This window comes from Serratia sp. BNK-12 (assembly GCF_047456085.1).
GTDB lineage: Bacteria > Pseudomonadota > Gammaproteobacteria > Enterobacterales > Enterobacteriaceae > Serratia > Serratia liquefaciens.
Map to the genome: position 1 here is coordinate 1,310,896 of NZ_CP179896.1, position 13,503 is coordinate 1,324,398.

9 protein-coding genes are annotated in these 13,503 nt (G+C 59.2%); 4 read left to right on the plus strand and 5 right to left on the minus strand.

Annotation, left to right across the window (positions count from 1 at the left end; translation table 11 throughout):
- Positions 1-19: 19 nt before the first annotated feature.
- A complete protein-coding gene (locus ACMGG1_RS05900) occupies positions 20-2,299 on the minus strand; it encodes a TonB-dependent siderophore receptor (RefSeq protein WP_020827974.1) in 2,280 nt (759 codons plus the stop codon).
- Between the two features lie 319 nt (positions 2,300-2,618).
- Between ACMGG1_RS05900 and fes the strand changes: the two genes are divergently transcribed.
- The 3 genes from fes to ACMGG1_RS05915 are packed head-to-tail and all read left to right on the plus strand — an operon-like array spanning position 2,619 to position 8,147.
- Positions 2,619-3,989, plus strand: coding sequence for an enterochelin esterase (fes, locus tag ACMGG1_RS05905; RefSeq protein ID WP_071844543.1), 1,371 nt, complete (start codon positions 2,619-2,621; stop codon positions 3,987-3,989).
- Positions 3,964-4,170, plus strand: a complete 207-nt coding sequence (locus ACMGG1_RS05910; protein WP_020827972.1) for an MbtH family protein — start codon at positions 3,964-3,966, stop codon at positions 4,168-4,170. Before fes ends, ACMGG1_RS05910 begins: the two co-directional genes overlap by 26 nt.
- 32 nt (positions 4,171-4,202) lie before the next feature.
- The gene (locus ACMGG1_RS05915) at positions 4,203-8,147 is read left to right on the plus strand and encodes an enterobactin synthase subunit F (protein ID WP_414161217.1); all 3,945 of its coding nucleotides are present in this window, start codon (positions 4,203-4,205) and stop codon (positions 8,145-8,147) included.
- A 77-nt stretch (positions 8,148-8,224) separates the two neighbouring features.
- Here the strand turns inward: ACMGG1_RS05915 and ACMGG1_RS05920 are convergent, their stop codons facing one another.
- The 3 genes from ACMGG1_RS05920 to fepD are packed head-to-tail and all read right to left on the minus strand — an operon-like array spanning position 8,225 to position 11,120.
- Positions 8,225-9,025 (minus strand): ATP-binding cassette domain-containing protein, encoded by an 801-nt coding sequence (locus ACMGG1_RS05920; RefSeq protein ID WP_020827970.1) that lies wholly within the window; start codon positions 9,023-9,025, stop codon positions 8,225-8,227.
- Positions 9,022-10,047 carry an iron-enterobactin ABC transporter permease gene (gene fepG / locus ACMGG1_RS05925; RefSeq protein ID WP_020827969.1) on the minus strand — a complete coding sequence of 342 codons (1,026 nt, stop codon included), beginning with the start codon at positions 10,045-10,047 and terminating at the stop codon, positions 9,022-9,024. The genes ACMGG1_RS05920 and fepG overlap by 4 nt, the downstream gene beginning before the upstream one ends.
- Positions 10,047-11,120 (minus strand): Fe(3+)-siderophore ABC transporter permease, encoded by a 1,074-nt coding sequence (fepD, locus tag ACMGG1_RS05930; protein WP_122079950.1) that lies wholly within the window; start codon positions 11,118-11,120, stop codon positions 10,047-10,049. The genes fepG and fepD overlap by 1 nt, the downstream gene beginning before the upstream one ends.
- A 134-nt stretch (positions 11,121-11,254) precedes the next feature.
- Here fepD and entS point away from each other — a divergent pair, with 134 nt between their 5' ends.
- On the plus strand, positions 11,255-12,523 hold the full coding sequence (entS, locus tag ACMGG1_RS05935; RefSeq protein WP_020827967.1) for an enterobactin transporter EntS: 1,269 nt from the start codon (positions 11,255-11,257) through the stop codon (positions 12,521-12,523).
- Here entS and fepB read toward each other — a convergent pair.
- Positions 12,510-13,469, minus strand: coding sequence for a Fe2+-enterobactin ABC transporter substrate-binding protein (fepB, locus tag ACMGG1_RS05940; protein WP_048760950.1), 960 nt, complete (start codon positions 13,467-13,469; stop codon positions 12,510-12,512). The two genes, entS and fepB, sit on opposite strands and share 14 nt — an antisense overlap.
- Positions 13,470-13,503 lie beyond the last annotated feature (34 nt).

Sequence of the window (13,503 nt, forward strand, 5' to 3'; positions counted from 1 at the left end):
TCTTGATTAAGCCGGCCGTTTAGAAATGGGTATTCACGCTCATATAGTAAGTACGACCCGGTTCGTTGTAGGTGGCGGCACCTGCACCGGCAATGTTAATGGCACCGGTGGTTGGGTCACCCACGTTCTGCGAGTTACCTTCGCGGAACTGACGTTTGTCGAACAGGTTGTCGATACCCGCCGTCAGGCTGATGTTTTTGGTCACATCATAGGTCGCGCTGGCACCTACCACGGCGTAAGGGCTGACCTCCTTGGTTTCGGTACCGCTGACCGGTTTACCCTGGTAGTTGTACTTCTTCGGTTTCTGACGGCCGTACCAGGTCAGGGTCGATTGCATCGACAGATCCTGGGTCGCCTGCCAGCTCAGCGTCGAGTTGATGGTGAACTTGGGGATCACCGACAGGTAGTCGCCGGTGCTCTTGTTCTTGTTCTCGATCATATAGGTGGCGTTGTTGCTCCAGGAGACGGTCTCGCTGACCGGCACGTTCAACGTGCCTTCCAGGCCCTGGACTACCGCTTTCGGCACGTTTTCCCATTGGTACACGGCTGTGCCGGTGCTGCTGGTGCCGATACGGCTATTACCCGCTTCGATTTTATTGTGGTAATCGTTGCGGAAATAAGTCACGCCGGCCAGCCAGCCTTCATTGTGGAATTCCAACCCGACTTCTTTATTGACGCTGGTTTCTGCCTTCAGGTCGTCGTTACCCAGCAGGTAGCAGCCATTTTTGACATCGCTGGACGAACAACCCTGACCTTTGCTGTACAGCAAATAGTTCTGGTTGGTCTGGTACAGGTTAGGCGCTTTGTAGGCGCGGGCGATGCCCATTTTCAGGGTGAAGTTGTCGCCCAGTTCCTGTGACAGGTTCAGCGACGGGCTCCAGTTGTTACCGGCTTCGGAGTGCAGATCGTAACGCAGGCCCGGCGTCAGCATGGTGCTGTCGGTCAGCTCCATGTTGTCTTCGGCAAACAGCGAGAAGATATGGGCGGATGCGTAAGGGCTACGAGTACCGCTACCTTGACCGGGAATGGTGCCCCCCATCATCGTTTGGCTGGTGGATGAACCGTCCTTCATGCGTTGCTGGTTCCATTCGGTACCCAGGGTGGCGGTTTGCGTCACGCCCAGTTCAAATGGCACGCTGACTTCGCTGTGCGCCAGGAAATCGTCCAGTTTGGTGGTGCCGAAGCCTTCGTTTTTAGCGTCGAAGATACCTTCGGTACCGCCGGCCAACCCTTCGTTCAGGCGGGTATTGCGAGTGCGCTCGAACTGAACGTAGTTGTTGGTGCTGACGCCATTGTCCCAGGCACCGCGGTGGTTAAGGCCGAAGGTCTCGCGATAGATACGGTTGGTTTCTTTGCCGTAGTTGCTCTGTACCAGCGCATTGGTGTTGGTGTTCTGAGTGTCACCGGCGTACAGGTTGCCCTGACGGCCATAGGAATACTCAAACTCCAGCGACTGCAGGTGCGCGAAGTCCCAGTGCAGCAAGGCGTCGATATTTTTATCTACCACCCCTTCACGGCCGGAAGGAATGCTGCTGGCGTAGGCACCCACTCGCTCGGATTTATGCGATTCGTTAATGTCCCAGGCATCGGCCTGAGTTTTGCTGTAACCCCCGAACAGGCGGAAGCTCAACTGGTCGGTCAGCGGGCCGGACAGGCTGAAGTCGGTACGCTTGGTGGAGCCTTCCTGCTTGTGCTCCGGCACGTTGAAATAGGTGTTCAGCGAGCCGTGCAGCTCTTTGGTGTTCTTCTTGGTGATGATGTTGACCACGCCGCCGGCGGCGCCGTTACCGTAACGGGCTGCCGCGGGGCCGCGCAGCACTTCGATACGTTCAATCATTTCCGGCGGGACCCAGGCGGTATCGCCGCGGGTATCACGCTCACCGCGCCAGCCCTGACGCACCGAGTTGCGGCTGCTGGCAGGTTTGCCGTCAATCAGGATCAGGGTATTTTCCGGGCCCATGCCGCGGATATCGATCTGGCGGTTGTTGCCGCGCTGGCCGCTGGTGGAGTTACCGGTCAGGTTAACGCCGGGCATGGTGCGGATCAGCTCGCTGATATCACGGGCAGGTGGGCGTTTTTTGATTTCGTCGGCGGTAATGGTAGAAACCCCAGGTGCCTGCAGGTTTTGCTTGGCGGCAGTGACGACAATAGTGTCCTCGGCGGCTTCTTTTTTACTTTTGGCGACCTTGTCTGTTTCTGGGCTGGTGTCGGTTTGCTGTGCGGCGTGTGCAAAAGCGGACGCGCCTAACCCTAACCCGATGAGTGTGGCTAAGGAATAACGTGATAATTTGCTGTTCATCTGAGAGTTCCTACCTTGCTGCCTTTCTCCGGGCACCGAAGCAGTAGCTCTCCGGCTATGAGAAGGGCGGTTGTAGTTTTTTGTTTTCGGAAAGAGAAACCCAATCGGCCAAGACGCAGCGGCCACGACATTGGATTCAGCGCTTAAATTCGGCATCCGTCCCTGTTGAAGAATACCTGCCCTGTTTACGAGCCTACACACACTATTGCAAACGCAAATAATTATCAATAGTATTCGACTTACCGTTTTCTTGGGCAGCGCCTCGCGCCGCGAAATTACCGGCTTTCCTGAAGCTGCCAGCTAAATAGTGAATAGGCGTTTGAAAACAAAATCCGAGTCAGAAAGCAGCAGATTATTATCAAGCAAGCACGCCGGGCGCCATGGATGGTGGCTGAATATCGCCAAACGCGGCACGCCGCTGGTGGAGCTGCAAGGGGATGGACGCGGGAAGGTCACCTTTTTATGGCGTGACCCCCAGGGATGTGAACTCACTTCCGCCTATCGACGCGTCTGGATCCACATCAATTGTCTGACCGACCATCATCAGTCGTCGCCGCCGCAGAGCCTGCAACGGCTGGAAGGGACCGACGTTTGGTACTGGCAAACCGAGCTCAGCGCCGACTGGCGCGGCAGCTACTGCTTTATCCCCTGTATGGACGACCGGCCACTGGCCCCCAGTGATGAGGATGCGCACGTTAATATGCATTCGGTCCGCCATTGGTGGCATCAGGTGTTTGCCGGTGCGACCCAGGACCTGCTGAATCCCCATCGTTCCTGGGCCGGTGTCGGCGGGCATGTATTGTCAGGCCTGCATATGCCGGAAGCGCTGCCGCAACCGGCCTGGCAGGATTTCGATCGCTATGCGGTCGCCAGCGGGCGTTGTACTCCAGCTCCCCCGGCGAAACTGCAGCGCCACAGCTGGCACAGCGAGCGTCTGGGCAATACCCGTAACGTCTGGGTTTATACCACCGGCGAAGGCGATCCAACACAACGTCCGCTGGCGATATTGCTGGACGGTCAATTCTGGGCGAGCAACATGCCGGTCTGGGATCCGCTGATGCAGTTGACCCGCGAGGGCAAGCTGCCGGAAGCGGTTTATCTGCTGATTGACATTATCGATCTCAAACACCGCTCCCAGGAGCTGGCCTGCAATGCAGATTTCTGGCTGGCGGTACAAGAAGAATTGCTGCCGCAGGTCGCCGAATGGGCGCCGTACCAGCGCGATCCTGCCCGTACTCTGGTGTGCGGCCAAAGTTTTGGCGGCTTGTCATCGCTGTATGCCGGGCTGCACTGGCCGCAGAGCTTCGGCGGGGTGATTTGCCAGTCCAGCTCTTTCTGGTGGCCACGTCGCGACATGTATCAGCTTGCGGAAATTCCGGCCGATGCCGGTTGGTTACTGCATCAGGTTGAGCAGGGCGTTGGCAAAGGCAAGCTGAAGGTGTTTATGGAAGCCGGCGTGCATGAAAAAGTGGCGCGCCGGGTCAACGATCGGATGGCGGACTTGCTGCGTGATGCCGGTCACCGGGTGCAATACCGGGTGGTGGCCGGGGGACACGATCATTTGTGCTGGCGTGGCGGTCTGATAGACGGTCTGCAGGCACTGTGGGCGGACCAATCCTCTGCCCCCTCGATCAAGCTAACCTTCACTGCCCAAGGAGTCCGCGATGGAAACTCTGAACCCGTTCGATGACGAGCAACAAAGCTGCCTGATTGTGCAGAATGATGAATTGCAATACAGCCTGTGGCCAGACTTTAGCGCAGTGCCGGCGGGGTGGACGCCGGTGTTTGGCCCGGCGGCGCGTCCGCTGTGCGTGATTTGGCTGGAACAGCATTGGCAGGATATGCGGCCCGCCTCGCTGCGTAAGGCGTGATGGCGCCAATACCGATAACAGGAGTCAGTACCTTGTCAGACCGGAATTTATTACCGACCGAACGGCCGTTCGCCACTGAACTGCCGTTGGTCGCCGCGCAACCCGGGATCTGGGTTGCCGATCAGATTTCGCCGCATGCCAACGCCTATGCGGTTTCCCACTATATTGAGCTGAATGGCCCGCTGGATCAGGCGTGCCTGTTGCGTGCGATTGAGCAGGGGCTGTCGGAAGTAGATACCCTGCAGTTCCGCTTTGAAGAGCGTGACGGGGTGCCGATGCAGTGGCATGACCCCGAGCTGGCGATCCTGCCGGTAGAATACTTCGATCTCAGCGAATCTCCCGATGCCGCTGCAGCAGCGCGTGCCCTCATGCAGTTGGATATGTCCGGTGATTTGCGCATCGGTAGCGGCAATGCGTTATATCGTCATATGCTGATCCGCCTGTCGGAACAGCGCTGGTTTTGGTATCAGCGTTATCATCATATTCTGGTAGATGGCTTCAGTTTTACCGCCATTGCCCGCAGAATCGCCCATATTTACACCCGGACGTTGCACAATGAACGGCCGGATCCGACGCCCTTCAGCGCATTCAGCGAAGTGGTCGAGGAATATCAGCGTTATGCGCAATCGTCCACCTCTCAGCGCGACGCTGCCTTCTGGTTGAACAAGGCACAGCAATTGCCGACGCCTGCCACCCTTTGCCCGCAACCGTTGGCCGGGCAGACGCCAACCACCCGTATTCACCGCTTGTCACAGCTGTGCGACCGACAAGATTTCACGCAGTTGGTGAACGCCGGTCAGCAGCAGTTCAGCGTGGCAGATATGGCACTGGCGTTGGTTGCGTTGTGGGTTTCACGCCTGAGCGGACATGCCAGCTTCAGCGCCGGTTTTATCTTTATGCGCCGTACCGGTTCGGCCGCGCTCTGTGCCAACGGACCGGTGATTAACGTCTTGCCGATCGAAATGCACCTCGACCCTCAGGCTACGCTGAGCGAGGTCGCCGGTAATATTGGTCGTGAGTTAAAAACCGTTCGCCGCCATCAGCGCTACGAGGCGGAGCAGGTGCAGCGCGATCTGGGGCGAATTGGCGATGCCCAACCGCTGTACGGCACGGTATTCAACTTTAAGATGTTCGATTTCCAGTTGGACTTCGGCGGTATCGAAGGCATCACCCATGAGCTGGCCTCCGGGCCGGTCCGTGATCTGGAGATTGCGTTGTACCTCGACGAGGCCGGTACGCTGAAGGTCGATCTGTTGGCTAATGCCGAACGTTATCAGCGTGATGAGCTGGCGGCGCATCTGCAACGCCTGCCTCTGTTGTTGCGTCAGTTTGCCGCACAGCCTCAGATGCCGATTGGCGATGCCGATTTGCTCACCGAGCAAGACCGCCAACTGTTGGCCCGGGTTAATGACACGGCACATCCGGTGAAGGCGCAAACCCTCAGCGGGCTGCTGGCGGAGCAGGCGCAGAAAACCCCTGACGCCCCGGCGCTGGCCGATGCGCAGTACCAATTTACCTATCGCGAAACTCGTGAACAGGTTGCCGCGCTGGCGCGTCAGTTGACGGAGCAGGGTGTACAACCGGGTGATATCGTCGCCGTCGCCTTACCGCGCTCGGTCTTTTTGTCTCTGGCGTTAATGGCCATCGTCGAAGCCGGGGCGGCCTATTTGCCGCTGGATACCGGTTATCCTGACGAGCGTCTTGGCATGATGCTGGAGGACGCTGCGCCGCGCCTGATTATCACCGAACCGACCCAGCAGGCACGTTTTGCCGGCAAGGGTGAGATCTTGCTGTATGACGCGCCGTTGCCGATAGACAGCGCAGTCAACGTCACGCTCAATGGACCGACGCCGCATCACCCGGCCTACATTATCTTTACCTCCGGCTCGACCGGGCGACCGAAAGGCGTGTTGGTGGGGCATCAGGCGATCGTCAACCGGTTGCTGTGGATGCAACATCAGTATCCTATGGCGGCAGGCGATGTGGTGCTGCAGAAAACGCCTTGCAGTTTTGACGTTTCGGTATGGGAATTCTTCTGGCCGCTGATAGTGGGGGCCCAGTTAGTGATGGCCCCGCCTGAAGCGCATCGCGATCCGGAACAGTTGCTCCAGCTGATTGATCAACATCGTGTCACCACCATGCACTTTGTCCCTTCGATGCTGGCGGCCTTCGTCAGCGCGTTGGATAGCCCGCAGGCGGTGGCGTGTTGTGCGCCGTTACGCCAGGTATTTTGCAGTGGTGAAGCCTTGCCGGCGGAACTGTGCCGCCTGTGGCAAAGCCGCACTGCGGTGCCGTTGCATAACCTGTACGGGCCGACCGAAGCGGCGGTGGACGTCAGTTGGCATCCGGCCTGGGGCGAAGCCTTGGCTGCCGTCACTGGCGCCAATGTGCCGATTGGTTTACCGGTTTGGAACACCGGTTTACGCATCCTCGATACGCGCCTGCGGCCAGTGCCGCCGGGCGTCGCCGGTGATTTGTACCTTACCGGTGTGCAACTGGCGCACGGCTATCTGGGACGACCGGAACTGACCGCCAGCCGCTTTGTGGCCGATCCTGACGGCGATGGCGGGCGGATGTATCGCACGGGTGACGTCGCCCGTTGGCTGCCGGGAGGCGAGGTGGAATACCTTGGCCGCAGTGACGATCAGTTAAAAATACGTGGGCAACGTATTGAGTTGAGTGAAATCGATCATGCTTTGCTGTCGCTGCCGGGGATTAAACAGGCGGTGACTCACGCGCTGGTGCTGGAAAATACGCCAACCGATCCTGGCGGTGGCGATGCCCGCCAGCTGGTGGGCTATCTGGTGGCGCAGCCCGGCGTGCGCCTTGATCTGGACGCACTCCGCGCAGCGTTGGCCGATCGCCTGCCGCCGCATATGGTGCCGGTGGCGCTGGTCGAGATGGATACTCTGCCGCTGAGCGCCAATGGCAAGCTGGATCGTAAAGCGTTGCCGCAACCGCAGGGCGCAGCCCGCGCTGCAGGGCGTGAGCCGCAAGCGGGGCTGGAGACGGCGATTGCTGCGGTGTTCGCTCGCCTGCTGCAACGTGAAACCGTGTTTGCCGACGATGACTTCTTTGCCCTCGGCGGGCACTCGCTGTTGGCGATGCGTTTGGCGGCGGAGCTGCGGCGTGAGCTGGGCAAGGCGGTGTCGGTAGGGCAGGTGATGGTGGCTTCCCGCGTGGAACAGCTGGCGCAGCTGTTGGCCGAAGAACGCACCCAGGAAGAAGCTGACAAAACCGGTTTTGACCGCGTTCTGCCACTGCGCACCACCGAAGGACCAACGCTGTTCTGCCTGCATCCGGCGTCCGGCTTCTCATGGCAGTTCAGCGTGTTGCCGCGCTATATCGATCAGCACTGGTCGCTGGTGGGCATTCAGTCACCACGGCCGGATGGCCCGTTGGCGCTGAGCGAAAATATGGACCAGGTATGCGACGCGCATCTGGAGACGGTGTTGCAAGTGCAACCGCACGGCCCGTATCACTTTATCGGTTACTCGCTGGGCGGTACTCTGGCACAAGGCATTGCCGCGCGCTTACAGGCAAGGGGCGAAGAAGTGGCTTTCCTTGGGCTGCTGGATACCTATCCGCCGGAAACGCAAAACTGGGACGTGATGTTGGATGACAACGTGTTGAAAGAAGTTCAGCGCGAACGACAGCAGTTCCTGGCGGTGTCTGAAGATGCGCTGGATCCGGCATTGGGCGAAACTCGCGTAGCCATGTTCGATAATATCGAAGCCAACTATGCCGATTCGGTTCGTCTGCTTTCAGCCACCCATACGGCGAACTTCAAAGGACAAGCGACGCTGTTTGTTGCGCGCCAGACGTTGCAGGAGGGGATGGATGTTCAGCAGACCTGGTCGCAATATGTGGACGCGCTACAGGTTCATGAACTGGACTGTGCGCACGTGGATATCGTTTCACCAACGTCGTTCAAGGTATTAGGACCGTTGTTGAACCGCATACTTCGCGCTTTATAATACCCAGTGATGGTAGGGGACGAATACATTCGTCCCGATTAACGCGGGCCCAGCATGCTGGGCCCCTACAATCTCGATTACTTACCCAGCGGTACCACCAATGGCGTGTGCGAGACGGGATCGTCAATGATCATGCAGCGCAGACCGTAGACCTTTTCGATCAATTCCGGCGTCACAATATCCTTCGGTGCACCCTCTGCGACCACTTTACCGTCGCGCATGGCAATCAGATGCGTGGCGTAACGGCAGGCATGGTTGAGATCGTGCAGCACCACCACCAGCGTATGGCCATTTTCACGGTTTAACTGGCGCATCAGTTCCAGCAAGTCGATCTGATGGCTGATATCCAGCCAGGTGGTCGGCTCATCCAACAGCAGCAACGGCGTTTGCTGCGCCAATACCATAGCGATCCAGACCCGCTGACGCTGTCCGCCGGAAAGCGTATCAACCGGCTGTTCAGCCAGTTCAAACACGCCGGTGGAGCGCATGGCCTGTTCGACCGCCTGCTGGTCTTCTTCACGCCAGCGGCTGAACAGGCGCTGATGCGGATAGCGACCGCGTGCCACCAGATCAAACACGGTAATGTCACCTGGCGCGGTCGAGCTTTGTGGCAACAGCCCCAACTGGCGAGCCACCTCTTTGGTGGCATAGTCGCTAATGTGTTTGCCGTTGAGCCAGATGGCACCGGCCTGCGGCTGCATCAGGCGGCTAAGAGTGCGCAGCAAGGTCGATTTACCGCAGGCATTCGGCCCGATAATGACCGTCAGTTCACCGTGCGGAATAGAAACGGAAAGGTCGCGCGCGACGATTTTTTTGTCATAGCCGAGCGTCAGGTTTTCGGCGCGTAACGGCGCGGGCTGTAAGAGTTCAGCATTCATTTTTTTCGTGACTCACGGATTAATAGCCAAATCAGATAAATGCCGCCCAGGCTGACGGTCAATACCCCGACCGGCAACTGATAAGGCATAAACAGGCGTTGCGCCGCGACATCGGCGAGCAGCAGCAACAGGGCACCAGTCAGGGCTGTCAGCAACAGGACGCTGCGGTTGGCGCACAGGCGTCGCGCAATCTGTGGGGCCACCAGCGCAATAAAGGAGATCGGCCCGGCGACGGCGGTGGCGGCGGCGGTCAGGGTAACGCCGACCAATAACAGCAGCACGCGTGAGCGCTCCACCGGCACACCGAGTGCGCAGGCGGTGTCATCGCCCATCTCCAGCAGCCGCATGCGGCGGGCCAGCATCAACAGCAGCAGGCAGCACAGCGCAATCACCGCCAGCACCGGCAAACTTTTCGCCCAGGTCACGCCGTTGAGTGAACCGGCGCTCCACAGTCCGGCGGTCATGGCGGACTCCAGCGAAGCGCTGATGATCAGCCAGGTATTGCCGGCCACCAGCAGGGCGCGAACGGCAATACCGACGATAATCAAACGGAATGACTCGACGCCGTTGCGCCATGCCAGCAGATAAATCAGCGCGGCGGTCAGCAAGCCACCGGCCAGTGCCCCGGAGGTGATGCCGAGAATGCCGCCGTTAAACAGCACTATTGCCACCAGTACGCCGCTGTAAGCGCCGGTATTAAAACCGATGACGTCCGGGCTGCCGAGCGGGTTACGCAGCAGCGATTGGAAGATGGCGCCGCTGATACCAAGCGCGGCACCCAACAACAGCGCCATTATCACGCGAGGCAAACGCCACTGGGTAACGATCACCGCCAGGTTGGCCGGGCCTTCACCGCGTAAGGCGTCGATCACCTGCAGAGCGCTGAGCGACAGAGCGCCGGAACCCAAGGCATAAATCGCCAGTGCCAGAGCGGCAAGCAACAGCAGCAGCGCGGTTAGCGCCGGGCGCGACAAGGCGCGCATTTTGTGGTTGGCCATCAGGCGGGCTGCGGACATCGACATTAGCGCTGCCTCCTGAACATATGGCGTTGGCGCACCAGCATGATCAGCAGCGGTGCGCCAATAAGCGCGGTGACGATGGAAACGCGCAGTTCACCGGCGACCAGGAAGCGGCCGATCAGATCGGCGCTCAGCAGCAGGATAGGGGTCAATACCAAGGTCCACGGCAGCATCCAGTGCAACTCGGAGCCGGCCAGTCGCCGGGCAATGTGCGGCATCATCAGTCCGACAAAGGCTATCGGACCAACGGCGGCGGTGGCGCCACCGCACAGCAATGTGATCGCCAGCAACCCCAGCAACTGGGTGCGGACGATGCCGGTGCCCAGCGCGGTGGCTAACTCATTGCCCATACTCAGGCTGTTCAGCGATTTGCTCATCCACAGCGTGATTGCTGTGCCCAGCAGGATCGGCAGGGCAACGGTGCGCACCACCTGCATATTTTGAATATCCAGCGAACCGGCCTGCCAAAAACGCAGCTGATCGAACACCAGCGGGTTCAACAGGGAAATGCCGGAGGTCATGCCTTCCAGCACCGCCGCCAGCGCGACGCCGGCCAGCGTCAGGCGAACCGGGTTCAGGCTGCTGCCACCCAATGCGCCGATCAGCGCCACCAGCAGGGCGGCAAACATCGCGCCGGCAAAGGCGAACCACAGATATTCGCCGACGTGAGCGGCACCAAAGAAAGTGATGCCCAATACCACGGCAAACCCCGCGCCGGCGTTAACGCCGAGAATGCCAGGGTCGGCCAGCGGATTGCGGGTGAGGGTTTGCATCAGCACGCCGGACAGGCCAAGGGCGATACCCGCCAGCACGCCGATCAGCGTGCGCGGCAGCCTGGCGTTGGTAATGATGGTGCAGTCGGCGCCGCTACATTGGCCGTTGAGCGCCTGGATAACCGTGTCGAAGGGGATAGATTTGGCACCGAGCGACAGGCTGAGCAGCATGACGACCAACAGGGCGCAAACGGCAATCAGCAAGCCAAGCAGCTTGCGACGAAATGAGCGGGGAGTGCCACCCGCAAGACGGTCCCTGGACAGCGGAATGGACGGTGTGCAATTGCGTGTAATCCGTAACATAACAATCCATTATTTGATTGAATATGAATGATATTTATTATCATTATTGATTGTTTTCATCTATGGTACCATGAGTCCCTTCGCTATTGCAGCACAGACGCTGCCCCTTTTCTTTAGTTGTGGTGAGAAAGCTAATGAGTAAGCCCTCTATTTTGCTTGATTTTGGCCTGCTTAAGACCAATAGCGCCTTTCGCGCTGTGTTCTGCGCGCGTTTTATTTCCATTCTGGCGCTCGGGCTGATGGCCATTGCCATCCCGGTGCAGATCCAGGCCCTGACCGGGTCGACGCTGCTGGTCGGGTTGTCCGTGACGCTGGCCGGCAGCGGCATGTTTGCCGGTTTGCTGATGGGGGGCGTACTGGCTGACCGCTACGAGCGCCGCCGTCTGATCCTCTTCGCTCGTTCCACCTGTGGTATTGGGTTTATCGGTCTTTGTTTAAATGCCGCTTTACCTGCGCCGTCATTAACGCTGATTTATCTGCTGGCGGTTTGGGACGGGTTCTTCGGGGCGGTAGGCGTGACGGCGTTGCTGGCGGCGACGCCTGCGCTGGTTGGGCGTGAAAATATCGTTCAGGCCGGTGCCATCAGCATGCTGACGGTGCGTTTCGGCTCCATTCTTTCCCCGGCGATCGGCGGGTTGGTGATTGCCAACGCCGGCGTGACCTGGAACTACGCTTTGGCGGCCTTCGGCACCTTGCTGACGTTGATCCCTTTATTGCAGCTGCCACAGCTGTTGCCACCCCCTCAGCCGCGTGAGCATCCGCTGCGCGCACTGGCCGGGGGATTTGGCTTCCTGTTTCGTAACCGGGTGATTGGCATGGTGGCGCTGATCGGCGCGTTGCTGACCATGGCCAGCGCGGTGCGAGTGCTGTACCCGGCGATGTCCGGCATGTGGCAGGTCAGTGCGGCGCAGCTGGGCTTTATGTATTCCGCCGTGCCGCTGGGCGCGGCAATTGGCGCCTTTACCAGTGGCCGGGTGGCGCACGTGGCGCGGCCGGGCTGGATGATGCTGATGACGGCGATTGGCGCGTTTGTCGCTATCGGCCTGTTCGGCCTGATGCCCTGGTACGGTCTGGCACTGTTCTTCCTGGTGGTGTTTGGCTACCTGAGCGCATTGAACTCATTACTGCAGTACGGGCTGATTCAGAACCTGACGCCGGATGCTTTCCTGGGGCGCATTAATGGCCTGTGGACGGCGCAAAATGTGGTGGGGGACGCATTGGGTGCCCTGCTGCTGGGGGCGATGGGGGCGTTTATGTTGCCGGCCATGACTTCAACCAGCTTCGGTTTTGGCGTGGCGGTACTGGGTGTGGTGCTGGCGTTCGCGATGAAAGGTCTGCGTCAGGTGAGCCTTGGCGGGCAGGAAAGCGATCTCCAGCCCGCCGCGGGATCTACTGAGAAATAAACTGTTTTTCCAACAGCGTCAGCAGGTTGCTGGCGCTGTAGTAGTCCAGTCGGAAGGTGTCATTGCCCAGCGCATAAACCCGCTTATGCTGCACCGCCGGCAGGTGAGCGAGGAAAGGATTGGCCATCAGCCGCTGCGCATCGCTTTCGTTGTTGGCAAACAGCATCAGCGTCTGGCCGTTCAGCCCTTCCGCCAGGTTTTCCCCGGCGAGCTGAATGATGTCCTTTCGCATACCCATGCTGCGGCTGTTGTTCAGCTTGTCAGACGGAACCGCCAGGGTGAAACCCAGCTGCTTGAGCATTTGCCCCTGGGAAGATTCGGCGGTCCACAGGTTGGCTGACTTGCCGTCGGCGCTGAAGACCAGAGCGGAGGTCGGTTGTTCCGGCAGCGTCATACGTTGTTTGAGTGACTTTTCCCGGCTATCGAAATCATCAACGATTTTTTGCGCATCGGCTTCGTGCCCGGTGGCCTGGCCCAGCTCTATCGCCAGCGCCTGCCAGCTTTTGTCGTCGTAATTGACCACCAGCACCGGGGCAATGGCGGACAGCTGATCGTACAGGCGTACGGCGGAGTCGGCACCGGTAGCGGAGATGATGATCAGGTCGGGCGCTTCACCGGCAATGGCTTCTGCGTTGGGTTCACCAATGTACAGGCGCTTTACGCCGCGCTGCGTTGCGATAGCGCTCCATTGGTGGAAGAAACCTTGTGAGTCCGCCAGACGGCTGCCGGGCGTGGTGGCGCCGCTGGCGATCACTGGCGCATCAATCGCCAGCAGGGTGCCGGTGACGGTTACGCTGGTGGAAACGATGCGGGTAGGGGGCTGCTGCAGGGTCACTACGCCGTGTGAAGTTTCGATTTTACGCGGCCAACCGGCCTCTGTGGCATGGGCTGCACCCATGGCTAACATGCCAAACAGTGCGAAGCCGAAGAACAGGTTCTTCTTCATAAAGCATTCCTTAGAATTTAAATAGTAATACTTA